A 19,147-nucleotide genomic window follows, 5' to 3' on the forward strand; every position below is an offset into this window, starting at 1 on the left:
AGCCGGTCTGGTCAGGCGGGGGCGAGGTTCTCGATCAGGTTGCGGAAGAGCTTGCGCCCGTCTTCGCCGCCCAGCGATGGATGTGCCGCCGGCGCGATGGCGCGTTCGGGATGGGGCATCATGCCCAGCACCCGGCCGTTGTCGCTAAGCACCCCGGCGATCGCGCGGCGAGATCCGTTGATGTTGTCAACGTAGCGAAAGGCGACGCGGTCTTCTCCCTCCAGGCGATCCAGCGTCGCCTCGTCGGCGAAGTAATTGCCATCGTGATGCGCGACCGGGATGCGCAGGGTCTCCCCCCTTTCGAGCCCGCGCGTGTAGGGCGAGGTCGTGTTCGCGACTTCAAGATCGGCGGTGCGGCAGATGAAACGTTGTCCCGCATTGCGCATCAGCGCGCCGGGCAGCAATCCACTTTCGGTCAGCACCTGGAATCCGTTGCATACGCCCAGCACCGGGACGCCGCGTCCGGCGGCATCGACCACGGCGCGCAGAATTGGGCTCTTCGCCGCCATCGCGCCCGATCGCAGATAGTCGCCGTAGGAAAAGCCGCCGGGCAGGGCGATGAAATCGAGCCGTTCGGGCAAGGCCGCATCGCCGTGCCACACCCGCGTCGGCGCGTGGCCCGTCACCGCTTCGAGCGCGACGGCCATGTCGCGGTCGCAATTGGAGCCGGGAAAAGTGATGACCGCGGCGCGGAAACCGTGGGCCATCAGGCCGCCTCCCGCTCGATTGTCTCGATGGCGAAATCCTCGATCACCATATTGGCGAGTAGCTTTTCGCACATCGCGCGAAGGGTCTCGTCGCTGGTCGTGTCGGCGACCTCCATTTCGATCAGGCGACCGATCCGCACGTCCTCGACCCCTTCGAAACCGAGGGCGCCAAGCGAATTGTGCACCGCACGGCCCTGCGGATCGAGCACGCCGGGCTTGAGGCGGACGAGGATGCGAACTTTCATGGGAGGTGAGCCTTTGCGTGTTGGTGGCGGGGGCCACCGGTCGATCATGCGAGCATATACTCCGCCTGGCGCGACAGGCAATCGCGAGGGCGCGCGTTATCGGGCGGAAGCGGGGGCGGGCGCCTCTTCCGGCAGAACCAGAAATTCGACCGCCTCGCCAGGGCACAGATATTGCCTCGCGGACATGCTCAATTCCTCCGCGGTGATCCCCCGCAACAAATCCGGGCCGGCAAACCAGCGTTCGAGCCGATCGGCCTGGCTCTGCGCGCGATCGGCAAGCTGCATCCAGCCGCCAAGCGATTTGAGCGCATTGTCGTAGGCTTCGAGCATCGGCTGGCGGGCGCGCGCGACGAGGTCTTCGTCGATAGGCCCTGATTGCAGCTCGGATAGCACCTGCGCGATGGCCATGCGGGTCGCCGCGACCTGTGCGACATCGACCGATGCGCTGATCGTGAAGGTGCCGTAATCGGGATAGATGCTGCTCATCGAGCTTTCGGCGGTGGGTGCATAGGTGTTGCCGAGCTCTTCGCGCAAGGTTTCGGTCAGCCGGATCCGTATCACCCGGGCGAGTAGGCCGAGGCGTAGTTCCTCGGCGAAGTCGCTGTCGTCTTTGGTCGGCCAGACCAGTCGGACCAGCGCCTGGTCGCTCTCGCCCTCATGCCGCAGAATTACCGGGCCGCGCTCGGTGGTAAACTGGCGCTGCCGAGCCGCTTCGCGCGGGCGGAAGTCGATCTCGCGCGGGGGCAGCGCGCCGAGCGTCGCCGCCACCGCCGCGATCGCCGCCTCCTCGTCGATATCTCCGACCAGCGCGAGCTCGATCGCGCCCTCCTCGAGCCGGTCCGAGATCACGGCCTCAAGCCCCTTATAATCCAGCGCAAAAAAGGCGTCGCGCGGTTGCAGGGTGAAACGCGGATCGCCATTCGAAAGCACTGCGCCTGCGGCATTGCCATAGGCGCGCAGCGGGGTGGCGCGCAGGGTCTTGAAGAAATTGTCGATCCCGCGCCGGAACTGTTCGAGCCCCTCGGGGCGGTAGCCCGGATCGCTCAGCGCCGCGGCGAGCACCTGCATCTGCAAGGTCAGATCGCGCGGCGTCGTTATCCCGGCGAAGCTGAACGCATCGCTTGCCGCCGCGACGCTCAACCCGACGCTGCGCCCCGCAAGCACGCTTTGCAATTCGTCGCGGCTGTGCCGGCCGAGCCCGCCATTTGCGAGCGATCCGACGAGATAGGTGCGCAGGGGTTCCTCGGCGGTGTTCATGAGTGTTCCGCCGTCGAGCGACATGCGATAGGCGATGCGGTCCTCGCGGATGTCGGTGTCTTTTATCGTCAGGCGCACGCCATTGGCGAAGGTGATGAGGCGAAAGCCCAGGCGCTCGTCGCGCTCGTCGGAAATGATCGCGCCCGGCTCGCCGAAATCGTCGTAGGCGAAGCGCGCGGGGCCCGCATCCTGCGGCGCGGCGATCGCCAGCGCCATCGCTTCGGCAAAGGCGCGGGTCAGCGCCTCTTCCCCGCCGTCGGGCGCGCGCCGCCCCTGGAAACGGATCAACGGCTTCTCGAGCGCGAGCGCGTCCTCGATCAGCGCCGCATGCACCGTCTCGGCATCCAGCGTGGGGACGACCTCCTCGAACAAAGCGAGTTGAAAGGCAGGCTCGGTCGGCACGACCTCGTTCGCGACAAGGTTCAGCGCGGCGGCGACATAGAAGCTGTTCGCCCGTGTGGCGGCGCCCGCCGCGCGGTTTTCGAGGGATGTGCGGATATTGGCGATCTGCTCGCGCATTTCGGCATCGGTAAAGCCATGGGTCAGCGCCTGATTCACCTCGCGAATGGCGGCAAGCATTCCGGCGCGCCATTTGCCGTCCTCGGTCGTGACGGTCAGCGTGTTGCTGCGCGCGTCTTCGAAGATCGTGCCGCGTGCAAAGCGGGCTGCGCGAAAGGGGGCGTCGCTGCTGCGGGCGAGACGCGACAGGCGCCGCGCGATGATACCGTAGCCGATCGAACGGGTGATGGCCGCCCGCCGCCGGGCGCGCGTATCCGCCTCGTCCACCCACGGGCCGAGCAGCGTCACCGTCACCCGCTCGGACAGCGCGGGATGGAGATGGATGTGCGCCAGCCCGCCGCGGGTCACATCCACAGGGCCGGTTTCGGGCTCGACGGGGGCCGTGCCTCCCTCCCAGTTGGCGAAACGCGCGTGGATTGCGGCCTCCATGACATCGACCGGAAAGTCGCCGACCACCACCAGCAGCGTGTTGGGCGCCGTGTAGGTCCGTTCGTACAAAGCCCGCAGATCTGCCGCATCGGCGCTTTCGAGGATGTCCAGCGTCCCGATCGGCAGGCGATCGATATAGCGCGCGCCCGGCGCCACGAACCGCATCGCATCCTCGCGCGCTTCCTGCGCGAAGTTGCGGCGGTCGCGGCGCTCGGCGAGGATCACCCCGCGCTCGCGCTCGACCGCGTCTTCGGCGATGGTCAGCTCGCTTGCCGTCTCGCGCATCAGCATCAGCGCGGTGTCGAGCAGCGCCTCATCGTTGCGAGGCAGGTTGAGCTTGTAGGTGATCGTCTCGAAGCCGGTCGAGGCATTGGTGTCCGCGCCGAAGGCCAGCCCCTCGCGCTCGAGCAGCGCGATCATTTCGCCTTCGGGAATGCCGGTCGATCCGTTGAAGGCCATATGTTCGAGATAATGCGAAAGGCCGCGTTCGCTCTCGGTCTCGTCGAGCGAACCCGACCCGATCCGCATCCGCACCAGCGCGGTACCCTCCGGCGTCGCATTCTCGCGCAATATGTAGCGCAAACCGTTGTCGAGCTCGCCGAAGCGGTAGGCGGGGTCGACGGGCAGATCGCTTGCCTCGAATGGCCATGTGGGTACGTCAGCTTCGGCTTTAGGAAGCGTGGTAGGGGCGTCCTGCGCTGTCGCGGGGGCCGCGCTCGCAAGGCATAGGCTTGCGGCCATGATCATAACGCGCAGCAGATGGTTTGGCAGGGATGAAAAACGCGCCTTCCTCCCTTGCCGGAGGAAGCCCGACCCGTCTTTCGCACTGGCGCCGGTGATCCGCCTCACTTCTTGGGGGGCGGTCCGCCGCGAAGACGCGAACGGTGGCTCGACATGTCGAGCACTTCGCCCGGGCCGTTGTCTTCCTGCTGCAACAGGCCGAGGCGGCGGGCGACCTCGCGGTAGGCCTCTTCCTCACCGCCGAGGTCACGGCGGAAGCGGTCCTTGTCGAGCTTTTCGCCGCTCGCCATGTCCCACAGCCGGCAGCCATCCGGACTGATCTCGTCGGCCAGGATCACACGCGCGTAATCGCCGTCATAGAGCCGCCCGAATTCGAGCTTGAAATCGACGAGGCGTATATCGACCGCGGCGAACATGCCGCACAGGAAATCGTTGATCCGGATCGCCATCGAAGAAATATCGTGCATCTCCTCGTGGCTCGCCCAGTTGAAGCAGGCGATATGCTCCTCCGCGATCAGCGGATCGCCCAGCGCATCGTCCTTGAAGTAATATTCGATCAGCGTGTGCGGCAGCGGTTCGCCTTCCTCGATGCCGAGACGCTTGGAGATCGAGCCCGCGGCGACATTGCGCACCACGACCTCGATCGGGATGATTTCGACCTGGCGGACCAGTTGCTCGCGCATGTTGAGGCGGCGGATGAAATGGGTGGGGATGCCGATATGGGCGAGGCGGGTGAATACGTGCTCGCTGATGCGATTGTTGATCACGCCCTTGCCGTTGATCGTGCCCTTCTTCTCCGCGTTGAAGGCGGTCGCATCGTCCTTGAAATACTGGATGATCGTGCCCGGTTCGGGACCCTCGTAGAGGATCTTGGCCTTGCCTTCGTAGATCTTGGAGCGGCGGGACATGCTTACACGGTTCCCCTGTTGCACGGCAGGTGGTGCCCGGGGGCGGAATCGAACCACCGACACGCGGATTTTCAATCCGCTGCTCTACCCCTGAGCTACCCGGGCATTCGCTGCGGCGGCGCGGGGTACGGCGCGGATGAAGCGCGGCCCGCGGCGAGCAAATGAGAGCGGCGCTATGGCGAAGGGATCGGCGCTTGGCAAGGGGGAAATGGCGGCGGCCCCGGGCCGCGCTTCAGCGGTCGAATTCGTCCCGGGCGATGTCCTCGGGGTTTGCCGGAGGGCCGGGGACGGAATAGCCGTCGCCGAACCATTGCGCGAGATCGCGGTCCTTGCAGCGCTGCGAGCAGAACGGCGCGTAATCCTCGGCGCGCGGCTTCTTGCAGATCGGGCAGGGGCGTCGTTTGGTCATGGGCTCGTTATCATTCGCGGTGAAATCACCCGCTCGCGGCACAACATCAAAGACCCACAACCTGTGCACTGGGTGCCCCGAGCGCAAGGCTGGGGTCGGTTTCGATCCGCACCTCGCGGCCCGTGCGGCGGCGCAGTTCCTCCAGCCGGTCGGGCTTCAACTTGGCTTTGACAGCCGGGTGGACGGTCAGAAGCGTGATGCCCGCCCCCTCGGCGCGTTCTGCCATGCGTATGGCATATCGTGCGCACATGCCGGTGCGCGCGGTGGCGAAGCGGTGAAGCAGCGACGGCCCTTCGAGCCGCGCCACGATCTGGACGAAGCCGAAACCGTTCAACGCGGTGCGTTCGTGCGGCCAGTCGGCAAGGGCTTTTTCGAGTGCCTCATCGACCGCGCGGCGATCGGTTTTCGCATCGAGAGTGGGAAAGTCGATGCCGATATTGCCGCCGATATCGAACCAGCGCAGCGCTTTGGCGATGGCGGGGATCGCGACAAGGGCGAGTTCGCGCGGGGGGAGATCGCCGTCGATATCGATGACAGTCATCGCCGGGGTGACACTGCACAGGATTTCGCCCCCGGCAAAGGTGATCGCGCCGGAAGAGGCAGCGTGCCATACCTCTTCCCAGAGGCCGGGCTCGAACTGGCGGACCGTTTCACCGAGGGTGGGAGAAGGGTCTGCCAACGCCTCTTCGGTCCACCGCCCCTGCGCACGTTTCAGCCGACCGCGCTCCGCTATCGCGGCGCGGGTGATGCGAACATGTCCGCTCGCGCCCTCGCTGATGTGTGACGGGAGATGATCGACCAGAACCTCTCTGCCGTTTTCGAGCGTCGCCGTTCCGCGCTTTTCGCCCGCGCGCTTCGCGCTGAGCCGTGCGGTGGCCGTCTCGCCGACAACCAGTTCGCCGGGCCAGCGCAATTTCGCCGCCACGATCTCGCCGCGTTCGATGCGCAGAGCCCGCATCTCCCCGATCCCGTGTTCGATGAGCCACTCAGGCAATGTCGAACCCCGCCGCCTTCAACAGCGCGCGCGTTTCGTAAAGCGGCAGACCCATGATGCCCGAATGGCTGCCCCTGATCCACTGGACGAGCCCCTCCGCGGACCCTTGGATAGCATAGCCGCCCGCCTTGCCGTGCCACTCGCCGCCGGCGAGATAGGTGTCGATCTCCTCGCGCGAGAGGTTCTTGAACCGGACGATATTGGCCGCGAGCCGCTCGCGCATCGAGCCGTCGGGTGCGCGCAGTACGACGCTCGAAAACACGTCGTGGCGCCGCCCGGACAGCAATTCGAGACAACGACGCGCCTCGGCTTCGTCCTCGGTCTTGGGAAGGATGCGGCGGCCTGCGGCGACCACCGTGTCTCCGGCAAGCACGAAGCCTTCCGCCTCGATGGCGAGCGCCTTTTCGCGTCCCATGCGCAGCGCGTAATCGCGGGGAAGCTCGCCCTTGAATGGTGTCTCGTCGATATCGGCAGGCGTCACCGCGTCGGGCTCTATTCCGAGGCGCGCCAACAGGTCACGCCGTCGCGGGGAGGCCGATGCAAGGGCAAGATGGGGGGTGCTTCGAGACACTCGGATTACGTCCTCGCTCCTCGGCATGAGCGGTATGGGAGTGTAATCCTATCAACTCGCCCCCCGCTCATCCTGAGGAGGCCGAAGCCGAAGGCAGAGGCCATCTCGAAGGGCCCGGCCAGCGAAAACCGCCTATTGCGGCCCCGGACCGCCGCGGCCCGGCATAAAGCGGTAGGTGATGCGCGCCTTGGTCAGATCGTAGGGCGTCAGCTCGCACAGCACTTCGTCCCCGGTTAGCACGCGGATGCGGTTCTTGCGCATCTTGCCCGCCGTGTGACCCAGCACTTCATGGCCGTTTTCAAGCTCTACCCGGAACATCGCATTGGGCAGCAGCTCGACGACGCGCCCGCGCATTTCGAGAAGTTCTTCCTTGGCCATGTACGTCCTTCATTCGTGTTTGTGCGCCCAACATATGTCGTTGGTCGCTTTGCGCGGGGCATTTAGCGATGGTGAAGGCAAAAGGGAAGAGTTGCGCGTTAAGGCCGCCGACACACGGCGCCGTGCAGGCGGCGCGGGCAGCGTGCATCCGAAGCGCAGGGACTTACGCAACTCATGATGCAGACCAGTAGAGTAATAGCGCCGGTCGCGTATGCGGCCGGGCGCGAAGGGGCGCTCGATGAACTTTCCTAGCCTTGTGCGCTCGATATTGCTGGCGGGCACCGCCGTGCTCTTGCTCGACGCGCCGGCCGCTTCGGCGCAGCAGCAGGACACGACGCTGCCCGACCCCGCTACGCAGGATCGTGCAGAGGGCGCGGATGATGGAGGGGTCGCACCGGCGCAGATCATCGTCGAGGGGCAGCGCCAGCGCGGCCGGCTCGATGTCGAACAGGCGCCGCTGCTCGAGCTCGGTGAAGAGGACATCGCCGCCGAGGGTGTCGCTTCGATCGCCGACCTGGTGACCCAGATCACCGCGCGAACCGGCTCGTCGCGCGGACGCGGCGGGGGCGGGCGGCCGGTCATCCTCGTCAACGGCATCCGCCCCGGCTCGTTTCGCGAACTGTTCCAGTACCCGCCCGAAGCGCTCGAACGCGTCGAGGTGTTTCCCGAGGAAGTCGCCCTGCGCTTCGGCTTTCCGCCCGATCGCCGTGTCATCAACCTCATCCTCAAGGACAATTATCGCAACGCCGAGGTCGAGTTCGAATTCGAAGGCCCCGCACGCGGCGGCTATCACCAGCGCGAGCAGGAACTGGGCTATCTCCAGATCTCGGACGGCGCGCGGATCAATTTCAATCTCGAGGCGAACGACACCTCGCTCCTGACCGAGGACGAACGCGGCATCGTCCAGACGCCCGGCTCCGTCTCGGACATTGCCGGCGATCCCGATCAGGCCGCGTTCCGCAGCCTCGTTGCCGATAGCCGCGGGATCGAGGCGAATGTCAGCTATGCCAAGGCGTTCCTGGAAAGCGGTACGTCGATTTCGGCCAATGCGAACTACGACCGATCCGACCGGCGCTCCTTGCAGGGGCTTAACACCGTCTTCTTGACCGACGATCCGCTTGATCCCGCGACGGGCGTGCTGCGCACCTTCGGCGCGGAGACGCCGCTCGAGCTGCGGATCGCGTCGGACACATATGCCGGATCCGGCTCGCTCAGCACGCGGGTGAACGCGTTCCAGTTCGAAGCGACTGTGGACGGCAATCTCAACGAAACCGAAACCGAGATCGATCGTCCCTTCGACACGACCGCCCTCGTCGAGGCGGCGCTGGCTGGCGACCTCGCGCTCGACGGCGCTTTGCCGAGCAATGCCGATGCGGGTTTCGACATCGCCAATCGCCGCACCATCGCCACCACCTCGCTCGCCACCCTTCGCGGACCGATCGCCTATCTTCCGGGCGGCGAGCTCACGGCGACCTTCGATGCGGGGCTCGACTGGCAGCGCATCGAGAGCACCGATACGCGCACCGCTTTCGACACGCAGCTGACCCGCCGCAGGGCCGCGACGGGGGCGAATTTCGTAATCCCCATCACCAGCCGCCGCAACGGTTTCGCCGATGCGCTGGGCAGCTTTACGCTGAACCTGCAGGCGGGGCTCGAAGACCTGTCGGATTTCGGGCTGCTTGGCGATTACACCGTCGGCCTCGTCTGGGCTCCGTTCGACAATCTGGACCTCACCGCGACCTATATCGAGCGCGAGGTCGCGCCGTCGCTCGGCGCCCTGGGCGATCCGCAGATCGTCAATCTCAACACGCCGGTGTTCGACTTCACCACCGGGGAAACGGTGCTGGCGACTGTGACAACGGGCGGCAATCCCGATCTCCTCGCCGAGACGCAGCGGGACTGGAAATTCGCCGCGAACTGGGAACTGCCGTTCTGGGACGATGCCCGCTTCCAGGTCGAATATGTCCGCAACCGGTCGGACGACGTGGTCAGCGCCTTTCCGCAGGTCACGCCCGAGATCGAGGCGGCATTTCCCGACCGGATCACGCGCGATGCGGGCGGGCGGCTGATCGCCCTCGATCGGCGTCAGGTCACCTTTGCCGAAGCCCGCGCCGACCGGCTGAATTTCAGTCTAAACGTCAACGGTTCGATCGGTGGCGGCGAGGATCGACGCGAAGGGGGTGGCGGGGGCGGGCCGCCACAGGAGACGCGGCAAAGCGCCTCCCCGCCGCCTGCCCAACAGAGCACGGACGGGCGGGGCGGCTTCATGGCCTTTCGCGAGCGCCTGTGCGCCGAGGACGGGCTTGCCATGCTCACCCGCCTCGCAAACGCGATCGCCAATGGGGAGGACGTCTCGGACATCGTCCCGGGCTTCGATCCGCAGCGCCTGGCAGGGATGCTAGGCCGGGTGCGCGGGCCGGATGGCGAGATCGATCCTGCACGCCTTGCCGCGGTTCGTGAGCGGATTTGCGCTATGGGTCCGCCCGAGGCCGCGGAGGCCAGCGGCGCGCCCGCGGCCCCCGGTGGACCGCCTACAGGACCCATGGGCGAGAGCTTCGCCGCCATCCGCGCTATCGCCTGCGCGGAGAATGGCGCCGAGCGCCTGCGCGCCTTGATCACGCGGATCGATGCGGGCGAGGACGTGTCGGACGCCATCCCCGGCTTCGATCCCAATATGGCAGGCTTCCTGATCGACAGGCTGCGCGGGGAGGACGGAGAGATCGACCCAGCACGCATCGAGGCGCTGCAGGAGCGCATCTGTTCGGGCGAGGGTGGTCCGCCGGCGGGCGCGCGGGGCGGCGAAGGTGGCGGCGGCCCGCCTGGCGGGTTCAATCCCTTGGCAAGCGGCAACCGCCCCGGTTTCCGCTATTTCGTCAGCCTCAACCACACGATCGAGCTGGAAAACCAGATCCTGATCGCACCCGGCCTCGATCCGCTCGACCAGCTGGACGGCGAAGCGACCGGCGCCTTCGGTTTCCCGCGCAACACCACCCGGCTCGAAGCGGGTATTTTCGGGCAGGGTCTCGGTCTCAGGCTGTCTGGTCGCTACACCGGCCCGACCCGCCTCGAAGTCTCGGCCCTGGCCGGCAGCTCTGGTGACCTGTTCTTCTCCGACCTTGCCACCTTCGATCTGCGCATCTTCGCCAATATCGACGAGCTGACCGGTAGCGATGCCGAGTGGCTAGAGAATGTGCGGATCAGCCTGCGCGCCGACAATGTCTTCGATGGACGCATTAGGGTGGTCGATGCGACCGGCGAGACGCCGCTCAATTACCAGCCCTTCCTGGTCGACCCGGTCGGACGGTTTATCGGCATCGATATCCGGAAATTATTCTAGCTTGCTCGTCATCCCCGCGAAGGGGGGACCCATTTAGGCTGGGCGCTCAGGGTCGCGCTAGGTTCCCGCGTTCGCGGGAATGACAGCTAGCAGGATAAGCTCTCAGCCGCCGCGACCCCGCTCGCCCAAGCCCATTGGAAATTGTAACCGCCCAACCACCCGGTGACGTCGACCGCCTCGCCGATAGCAAAGAGGCCGGGGACTTTCTTCGCTTCCATCGTCTTGCTCGACAGCTCCGCGGTCGAAATGCCGCCGATCGTCACCTCGGCCTTGGCGAAGCCCTCGGTTCCGGTCGGGCGGAAACGCCAGTCGGCGAGCTTCTGCCCCGCCGCGCGCAGGTCCCTGTCGGGCACGTTACCCAGTTCCCGCTCGATGCCGAGCCGCGCGGCGAGCGCCTCGGCCAGTCGATCGGGCAGGTGATCGCGCAGGGCGCTGCGGATGGTCGCGCGCGGACGGTCGCGCTTCATCTCGATCAACCAGTCCTCGTCCGCTTGCGGCAGAAACGCGATCCCGACCTCCTCGCCGCCGCGCCAGTAGGAGGAGATCTGCAGGATGGCGGGGCCGGACAGACCCTTATGCGTGAACAGCGCCGCTTCCTCGAACCGCGTCTTGCCCGCGCTTGCGCTCACCGGCGCGGAGACGCCGGACAATTCACGAAACAGCACGTCCTCCCCGCCCAGGGTCAGCGGAACGAGGGCCGGGCGCGGTTCGACCACCTTCAGGCCGAATTGCCGTGCTAGATCGTAGGCGAACCCGCTCGCACCCATCTTCGGGATCGAGGGACCGCCGGTAGCGATGACGAGATTAGGCGCGCGGTAGGTGCGGCCCGAGGCGCTGACTACGAACGCCTCGTCCTCCTGCGCGACTGCACCGACATCCGCGTCGCAGATCACGTCGACGCTATCGGGACATTCGTCGATCAGCATCTGCACGATCTGCTTCGCCGATCCGTCGCAGAACAGCTGGCCCAGCGTCTTTTCATGCCAAGCGATGCCATGCTTCTCGACCAGCGCGACGAAATCCGCCGGCGTGTATCGAGCGAGCGCGGAGCGCGCGAAATGCGGATTGGCGGAGAGATAATTGTCCGGGCCGGCCTCGCGATTGGTGAAATTGCATCGGCCGCCGCCAGAGATCAGGATTTTCTTGCCGGGCTTCTCGGCCCGTTCGAGCAGCGCGACGCGCAATCCCCGCTGCCCCGCGCGTGCGGCGCACATCAGGCCCGCCGCGCCGGCGCCCAGGATGATCGCGTCGTAGGAAGGGTGCTCGCCCGGGGTCATGCCGGCGGCGATAGAGCCTGCGCCGGGTCGCGGCCATCCCCCTTGCCGAGAAGGCCGTCATCAGGAGCGCAAAATGCCATGGCGGAGCAGGAGCCGGGGCGATTAGGTGGTCCTGCCCCGCCAGTGCCAGCAGCGGGGTTCGCGCTGGACTTACGGCATTGCCGGCGCGGTGAAGAGACCACACCGCGCCGGGATCGGCATGCCCAGGTTCAGGGCAGAGCGGGCTGCGCGACGGTCACGAGCTTGCCGAGCGTGTTCCACTCTTCGCGCGGGGCCCAGTTGCGGTTGGCGCCGAGATAGGAATGATCGTCGAGTTCGAGCAGGCCGATGATGACTTCGGCAACGATCGTCGCGCCGACCGGGCCCAGCCCTTCGCCTTCCTTGTCGCTGCCATTGCTCTCGGCACGGCCGACGACTTCGGCTTCGGCGAGGAGATAGAGCCATAGCGGAATGCCTTCGCGGCCGAGCCCTGCATGCAGGCTCTCGACCTTGTCGAGCACACGCTCGATCTGCGCCTCCTCGCAGCCGGTTGCCGCCGCGATCTTCTCGCCGCCGGGCAGCAGGAAGGCGTTGCCGCGCAGCAGATTGCGGGTGGCGAGCGACTTTTCCGCGGCGCTCCCGGTGACGAAGGGCAGGTTCAGGAGATCGCCCGCCAGCCGCGTGTCGAGCTGCTGCGCGCGTTCGACCTGACGGTTTTCCGGAGTGAACAGCAATTCGTGCCAGTCGACCACCGCCTTGGCATCGCCGACCGCATCGAAACCGCTGCCGAGCGTCGCGCCGAACAGCTCGAGCGGCGCGCCGCCCTTGCGCACCTGGACCTTCATCGGGATCATCGAATGGCCGAAACGATAGGCAGCGACCGAAAACTCGACCGGGATGAAGGGCACGTTGCCGCAATAATGCTGGCGCCCGCAGCCGAGGATTTTCTTCACCACCGGCGCGCCGCAGATCGCAGTCAGGAAATCGTTCACCAGCGCCCATTGATAGTGCCAGGTCGTCTGTTCGCGCGCCGCTTCGTAGAGATCGTGTCCGACCAGGCCCTCTTCCGAATTCAGGGTCTCGGCGACGTGATTGTGAAAGCGCGTGATCGCGAGCTGGATCTGGCTGATCACCCGGTTCTCGTCGTTGCGCGGATCGCCGATGATCGCGCGGCCATTCGGCGCGCGCAGGAGATCGTGCTCGGCAAGGCCCGCCTGGCCGGGATTGTCCGCCCCGGTCAGCAGCCGCACCCCGCCGAAATCCCCGCCCTGTTCGAAGAGGTAGGGCTGCGCCTCCGGCCCGAGGCCGTAGATGCAATCGAGATCGAGCGTCGGTGTACGCACATTGGCAATCTCGCCGGGATTGTCGATTACGCTGTCGAACGTGGTCGAGGCGTCGAGCGTGATGTCGTGATCGACGAACTGGCCGAAAAAGATCATGCCGACCGGCACGTCGTCGGTCCTGTCGTCGGAATTGCCCCCGTCCATCGGGCCGCCGACCGCGCCGACTTCCGTCAACACTTCGGGAGAGACATAGGCCGGCCGCAATTCGCCGAACATGCGTCCGAACCGGTCTTCGCGCAGCCCCCCGAAATCTTCCTCGCCGTAAAGGCTCATGCTGCAATAGGGATTCAGCCCTTCGAGCGGCTTCATTCCATGATGTTCTGTATTCGACATAACTTGCCTTTCCGTTAGCTTACGATTAGGCAACCCACCTGTTATGTTTCGGATCGATTACTCGAGATCACCGCGACCTGAATTGTAAAAGCGCGACTTGTTGTATTTTTCTTTTTTCAGGTGTGACATCGCCCGAGCGCACCGGCACATTACGCAAAGCCGTTAGCCGACCGTCCGCGCGGGCTTTTCGCGCACGGCCACTCGCCCTATCTTGCGCAATATGACGAGAACCAAGGCCGGCAGTCCGCACGATCCGCGCGGGGCGGCGCGTTTCAACGAGGGACGCGCCGCCTCCACCATCGCGCGCGCCACACCCGATCTCGATGCCGGGGTCGCGGCGATCCGCGAGGTTGTGCGGACGCTCAAACCCGTGCCCGGCGTCTACCGGATGCTCGATGCGCGCGGCGACGTGCTCTATGTCGGCAAGGCGCGCTCCTTGCGGGCGCGGGTGGCGAATTACACGCAGATCAAGCAGCTTTCGAGCCGGCTCCAGCGCATGGTCAGCCAATGCCGCGCGATGGAGATCGTCACCACCAATTCCGAGGCCGAGGCGCTCCTTTTGGAAGCGCAGCTGATCAAGCGTTATCGCCCGCCCTTCAACGTGCTGCTGCGCGATGACAAGAGCTTCCCATTCATCCTGCTGCGCGGCGACCACGCCTTCCCGCGCATCCACAAACATCGCGGTGCGCGGCGGGCGGCGGGGAATTATTACGGCCCCTTCGCGAGCGCCGGCAGCGTGAACACCACATTGAACGCCTTGCAGAAACTGTTCCTGCTGCGCTCGTGCACCGACAGCTTCTTCAACAATCGCGACCGGCCCTGCCTGCTCTACCAGATCAAGCGGTGCAGCGCCCCATGCGTCGGGCGGATCGACGAGGCGGGCTATGACGAGCTCGTTTCGCAGGCCAAGGACTTCCTCGCGGGCAAATCGGGCCGGGTGCAGGCCGATCTGGAAAAACAGATGGCGAAGGCGGCCGAGGAGCTCGATTTCGAAACCGCGGCGATCCTACGCGATCGGCTGCGCGCGGCGACTTTCATCCAGGGCTCGCAGGCGATCAACGCCAAGGCGATGGGCGACGCCGATGTCTTCGCCCTGGCGGAGAAGGGCGGACAGACCTGCGTCCAGGCCTTCTTCATCCGCGGCGGACAGAACTGGGGCCACCGCGCCTTCTTCCCGCGCCATCCCGCCGATATCGACGCCGCCGAAGTGCTCGCCGACGTAATGCTGCAATTCTACGAAGAGGTGCCGCCGCCGCCGACCATATTGGTCGATCGCGACGTGCCCGAACGCGAGCTGATCGAAGCCGCCTTGTGCGAACTCGCGGACCGCAAAGTTGGCATTTCGATCCCCCAGCGCGGCGATCGGCGCAAGCTGATGGAACAGGCGCGGCGCAATGCGGTCGAAGCGCTCGAACGCCGGCTGGCGGAGACCGGCACCAAGGCCAAGGTCAACCGCGAACTCGCCGAATTCCTCGAATTGGAAGAGCCGCCGCAGCGTATCGAAATTTACGACAACAGCCATATTCAGGGCGCCAAAGCGGTGGGCGCGATGGTGGTGGCCAGCGCGGAAGGCTTCGAAAAGTCGCAATATCGCAAATTCAACATTCGCGAGGCGCAGACCAACGACGATTTCGCCATGATGCGCGAGGTCATGCGGCGGCGGTTTCGCAGCTTTGCCGGCGGGTCCTTCGAGACGGCTCTGACTACGTCCTCGCCTCCTCAGGATGAGCGGAATGATTCAGCAACCGCTCATCCTGAGGAGAAGTCGAAGCCGAAGGCTGAGGCTTCGTCTCGAAGGACCAAGGGCCACGAAGCGATCCTCCCCGACCTCGTCCTGATAGACGGCGGCAAGGGCCAGCTGTCGTCGGTTATGGAAGTGCTCGAAGAACTGGGCATCGCCGACGAAGTGCCGGTGATCGGCATCGCCAAGGGTCCGCATCATGGGCGCGAGGGGAGGGAGGTGTTCCACTTCCCGGACGGCCGCGAAAAGACGTTGCCGACCAATTCGCCGGTCCTGTTCTACGCGCAGCGCCTGCGCGACGAGGTCCACCGCTACGTCATCGGTGCGCACCGGGCCAAGCGCTCCAAGGCGATTACCGCCTCACCGCTCGACGAGATCCCCGGCATCGGCCCGGCACGAAAGCGCGCGCTGCTGCTGCATTTCGGCACCGCGAGCAAAGTCCGCGCCGCCGCCCTCGAAGACCTGCAGCGCGCCCCCGGTGTCAGCGACACGGTCGCGCGCAAGATCTACGATTTCTACCACGCGGGCGGGTAATCATTCCCCCCGTGCGGCTACCATATCGTCCTGCAACGTCCGCCCGGCGAGCAGATAGTGCAGCGCGGCCCAGCCATAGCCGCAGATGAAGATCACGATCGACCATTGCAGACCGCGCGCATCGGCGGCGGCACAGGCGGCGAGGTTGCCCGCCTCGGTGCCCGATAGCTGCGCCTGCAATTCGGGCGCGAGCGCGATCAGCGGCTGGCAGTCCTCCAGCGTGAGGCCCAGGCCGTAGCCTTCGAGGAACACTGTTTTCAGAAAAGTCGACAGAATGCCGATCAGCGGCGGGCCGAGGCCGTAGCCCAGCAGATTGACGACGAAGAGCGTGATCGCAACCGAGGTCGCCCGCATCCGGCTGTCCACCACGCCGCCCGACACAGCATACATCGGCCCAAGATAGAAATAGTGGATCATCGCCGCGACCATCAGCGCGGGCATGGCGAGCCACAGGCTGTCGACGAGAAAGCCGAACGCATAGAGCGGGACCGAGGCGCCCATGCCCACCGCCGGCAACCAGGACAGCGCGCGCGGGTAGCTCTGCGACAGGCGATCGGCGAGCCAGCCCGAGGAAAACACCCCGATCGCCGCCATCACACCGAGGATGATCCCGAACAGCAGCGAGGCTTCCTGGATCGTCAGCCCATGGGTGCGGATGAGGAAGCTGGTGGTGAATTGCCCGACGCCATAGCCGACGAAGGAGGCGAGCATCGCGCCGAATACGACGTGGCGATAGGCGGGCTTCCTCATCAGCACGCCGAGCGCTGCGCCAAAGCTCGCTTTCTCCAGACCCTGCAGCGAGGCCGGATCGGTGTAGCCGCGCGGCGGCTCGGTAATCGAACGCCACACGATAAGGCCGAGCAGGACGCCGGGCAGGCCGACCACGACGAAGGCGATGCGCCAGCCCTCGACCGTGCTCCAGTCGAGATCGCCGAACAGGGCGCCCAGCCCGATCGAACCGACGAATTCCCCGAACTCGGCCCCGTCGATCCCCGCCAGCATTCCGCCAAAGACCGCCGCCAACATGCCGCCCAAAGGCACGCCGAGCGCATAGACCGACACCGCTGTGGCGCGGCTCGAAGGCTTGAAATAGTCCGCGATCAGCGATTGCGCGGGCGGCGTGCAGCCCGCTTCGCCGATGCTGACGCCGACTCGAAAGAGGAACAGCATCATGAAGCTCGCCGCAAAGCCGCACAAAGCGGTGAACAGGCTCCAGATCACCACCGCGCCCGCGATGATGAAAACCCGGTTATAGCGCTCCGCCGCGCGCGCGATCGGGATGCCGAGGAAGGTGTAGAGCACCGCGAAGGCCGGCCCGCCGAGCAGGCCCATCTGCCAGTCCTCCAGCCCGAAGGAGAGCTTGATCGGCTCGGTCAGGATGTTGACGATCGTGCGGTCGATGAAATTGAAAATGTAGACCATCAACAGCGCGCCCAGCACATAGGAGCGGTAGCCCGGCGTGCCAAAGCCGGTGCTGGGTGAACCGGCGGGCGATGCGGCAATGCCGGCCGGCTGCGCGGCTAACCGTGTGTCGATGATCTCTCTCCCACGCCGCGCCCATTTATGGGTCGCGGCTTTCTCTGGCGTGCAGCTTCGACCAAATTGCGGGCGAGGTAAAGTGGGTGGTGGTCACCCGATCAATAGCCTGGCTGCTTCGTACTAGTATCTCGATAGTCCCTCTCCGTTCGAGCGGACGACCGAAACTCTTGCCTTTGGTCCGGCAACTGGATTGCCAGCATGTGCCGATCGGTAACCTAGCGTTCGCTTGCGTGGCCGGTGAACGCTTCCGACAGCGATGCGATGAGATCACTTTCTGCGGCCGGTTTCCTAACCACCAAGTGGTCCCGATACCTGCCCAACAATTCGTTGTTCTCGCTGTATCCTGTGGTGAATACGAACGGCACCCCGTTGCTTTTTAGCCGCTCCGCCACCGCGCCGCTATTGCCTTCACCCAAATTGATATCAAGGATTGCGAGATCCGGCCCATCCGATTTCTTGTCGAGCGCGGACAATGCATCGGCGCAATTGGAGAACGAACCGAACACAATCGCGCCTGCCTGTTCCAGAGCGGCTTCATGGCTCATCGCGATAAGGGGCTCGTCTTCCAGCACCAGCACACGCTTGCCTATCAGCTTTGTTGCGTTCTCTTCGTCGTTCAAACCGGCGGGCGTGGGTTTTTCAGGGGCAACCGAAGGAGTGGATACGGGTATTTCTATCCTGCATTGCACACCTTCCTGATCGTAGTCGACAATTACGCTGCCCTTGCCACCGAATGCTCTGTCAAGCAGGGTTGAACCAAATCCAGAGGCTTTAGGGCGCACAACTCTCGGTCCGCCCCTTTCTCGCCAATGCAGCACAGCGCAGTTCGACCGGCTTTCGATCTCTATTTCCACCCGTCCGGTTTCGTTCGATAGCGCGCCATATTTGAGCGCATTGGTCATAAGTTCGTGCAGGACGAGAGCGAGCCTCTCCGCAGTTTCCTGTCTTAAAACGAGTTTGTCAGCCCCCGTGACCGAAAGCCTGTTGCCAAGGCAAACAAAGGCTTCTGTTTCGTTCAGGATGACTTTTCGCAACGCGATCGTGTCGCTGCCGTGATTGGCGAGCAGATCGTGCGCACGGCCAAGCGCTGCGACACGACCCTCTACCGCCCTTGCAAAGGAGGGAACGTCTTGTGCGGTTTTAGCGGAGAGGCCGATCATGGCTTTCATTACGGCGAGCATATTACGCACGCGGTGATTGAGTTCGTTGGTAACGAGCCGAAGATGTTCCTCGTTCCGCTTGGTGTGGGTGATGTCGATCACGTGCCCTATCAAGGTGCTGACCGATCCTCCCGCATCGCGTATTGGTTTTCCATTGGCGTTAATCCATCGCTGGACACCGTCAGCCCGAATGATGCGGCATTCAAATGACCAATCGCGTTCCTCGCGCAGAGCTTCGCCGTATTTTTCGTTAACGGCTGCGCGGTCTTCAGGGAGAACGTGTTCGAGAAATTGTTCATATGTCCAGGATTCGAGCGGCGTGGCATAACCGAAGATTTCATCGTGACGCGCATTGCGCCATGCCGCCTTCGAATTCGTATCCAACTCCCAGATGCCGATGTCGCCAACGGCGAGCACCAAGGCCAGGTGGTCTTTCCCCGTCCCCGTGAGATCATGACTGTCGGTCAATGCATCCCTCCCTGGCCGAGCCGCCTACGGGAACTGGCCAGTCATGTGATCAGCCGTCGGCTCTCAAAGGATATGGCGCAGTAATTCAACGCCAAACGGCCAGCAAGATTTATATCGTGATGGCCGATTGGGTGGTTGGAAACGCAGGCTTATTCCATTCGTACGTTCTCTTTCGGGGGTCCGTTTCGACCATTTGCCCGATTTGATGACAGCAGCCGCTTTCCATCTCTTGTGGGTTATCAGGAGTTTCCGGCGAAGGCTTCCGATACCGGATCGCA

Annotated in this window: 14 protein-coding genes and 1 tRNA gene; 2 read left to right on the forward strand and 13 right to left on the reverse strand. The window is 64.7% G+C overall.

Going from position 1 to position 19,147, the window contains the following annotated elements:
* Positions 1 to 11: 11 nt before the first annotated feature.
* The 9 genes from purQ to infA form a co-directional block, all read right to left on the reverse strand.
* A complete protein-coding gene (gene purQ / locus V2I30_RS01780) occupies positions 12 to 707 on the reverse strand; it encodes a phosphoribosylformylglycinamidine synthase subunit PurQ (RefSeq protein WP_330660348.1) in 696 nt (231 codons plus the stop codon).
* Positions 707 to 952, reverse strand: a complete 246-nt coding sequence (gene purS / locus V2I30_RS01785; protein ID WP_330660349.1) for a phosphoribosylformylglycinamidine synthase subunit PurS — start codon at positions 950 to 952, stop codon at positions 707 to 709. The genes purQ and purS overlap by 1 nt, the downstream gene beginning before the upstream one ends.
* Positions 953 to 1,048: 96 nt before the next feature.
* The gene (locus tag V2I30_RS01790) at positions 1,049 to 3,904 is read right to left on the reverse strand and encodes a M16 family metallopeptidase (RefSeq protein WP_330660350.1); all 2,856 of its coding nucleotides are present in this window, start codon (positions 3,902 to 3,904) and stop codon (positions 1,049 to 1,051) included.
* A 98-nt stretch (positions 3,905 to 4,002) separates the two neighbouring features.
* Positions 4,003 to 4,806, reverse strand: coding sequence for a phosphoribosylaminoimidazolesuccinocarboxamide synthase (gene purC, locus V2I30_RS01795; RefSeq protein WP_330660351.1), 804 nt, complete (start codon positions 4,804 to 4,806; stop codon positions 4,003 to 4,005).
* Positions 4,807 to 4,836: 30 nt separating this feature from the next.
* A tRNA-Phe gene (locus V2I30_RS01800) sits at positions 4,837 to 4,911 on the reverse strand.
* Between the two features lie 127 nt (positions 4,912 to 5,038).
* Complete coding sequence (locus tag V2I30_RS01805) at positions 5,039 to 5,215, reverse strand: DNA gyrase inhibitor YacG (protein WP_330660352.1); 177 nt, start codon at positions 5,213 to 5,215, stop codon at positions 5,039 to 5,041.
* 46 nt (positions 5,216 to 5,261) lie between these two features.
* Positions 5,262 to 6,209, reverse strand: coding sequence for a ribonuclease (locus tag V2I30_RS01810; RefSeq protein ID WP_330660353.1), 948 nt, complete (start codon positions 6,207 to 6,209; stop codon positions 5,262 to 5,264).
* Positions 6,202 to 6,807 (reverse strand): Maf family protein, encoded by a 606-nt coding sequence (locus V2I30_RS01815; RefSeq protein ID WP_330660354.1) that lies wholly within the window; start codon positions 6,805 to 6,807, stop codon positions 6,202 to 6,204. Before V2I30_RS01815 ends, V2I30_RS01810 begins: the two co-directional genes overlap by 8 nt.
* A gap of 105 nt (positions 6,808 to 6,912) precedes the next feature.
* On the reverse strand, positions 6,913 to 7,158 hold the full coding sequence (infA, locus tag V2I30_RS01820) for a translation initiation factor IF-1 (RefSeq protein WP_330660355.1): 246 nt from the start codon (positions 7,156 to 7,158) through the stop codon (positions 6,913 to 6,915).
* A 238-nt stretch (positions 7,159 to 7,396) separates the two neighbouring features.
* On the opposite strand from infA, the gene V2I30_RS01825 reads away from it, so the two are divergent.
* Positions 7,397 to 10,495, forward strand: a complete 3,099-nt coding sequence (locus V2I30_RS01825; RefSeq protein ID WP_330660356.1) for a hypothetical protein — start codon at positions 7,397 to 7,399, stop codon at positions 10,493 to 10,495.
* Between the two features lie 86 nt (positions 10,496 to 10,581).
* On the opposite strand, the gene V2I30_RS01830 is transcribed toward V2I30_RS01825, so the two are convergent.
* Positions 10,582 to 11,772, reverse strand: coding sequence for an NAD(P)/FAD-dependent oxidoreductase (locus tag V2I30_RS01830; protein ID WP_330660357.1), 1,191 nt, complete (start codon positions 11,770 to 11,772; stop codon positions 10,582 to 10,584).
* A gap of 209 nt (positions 11,773 to 11,981) precedes the next feature.
* Positions 11,982 to 13,427, reverse strand: coding sequence for a peroxidase family protein (locus V2I30_RS01835; protein ID WP_330660358.1), 1,446 nt, complete (start codon positions 13,425 to 13,427; stop codon positions 11,982 to 11,984).
* 220 nt (positions 13,428 to 13,647) lie between these two features.
* Here V2I30_RS01835 and uvrC point away from each other — a divergent pair, with 220 nt between their 5' ends.
* Positions 13,648 to 15,702 (forward strand): excinuclease ABC subunit UvrC, encoded by a 2,055-nt coding sequence (uvrC, locus tag V2I30_RS01840; protein WP_330660359.1) that lies wholly within the window; start codon positions 13,648 to 13,650, stop codon positions 15,700 to 15,702.
* On the opposite strand, the gene V2I30_RS01845 is transcribed toward uvrC, so the two are convergent.
* The gene (locus V2I30_RS01845) at positions 15,703 to 17,124 is read right to left on the reverse strand and encodes a spinster family MFS transporter (RefSeq protein WP_330660360.1); all 1,422 of its coding nucleotides are present in this window, start codon (positions 17,122 to 17,124) and stop codon (positions 15,703 to 15,705) included.
* 332 nt (positions 17,125 to 17,456) lie between these two features.
* Positions 17,457 to 18,869 (reverse strand): HWE histidine kinase domain-containing protein, encoded by a 1,413-nt coding sequence (locus V2I30_RS01850; protein ID WP_330660361.1) that lies wholly within the window; start codon positions 18,867 to 18,869, stop codon positions 17,457 to 17,459.
* Between the last annotated feature and the right edge of the window lie 278 nt (positions 18,870 to 19,147).

Origin of the sequence: Erythrobacter sp., from assembly GCF_036351135.1 — a bacterium.
Taxonomy (GTDB): domain Bacteria; phylum Pseudomonadota; class Alphaproteobacteria; order Sphingomonadales; family Sphingomonadaceae; genus Erythrobacter.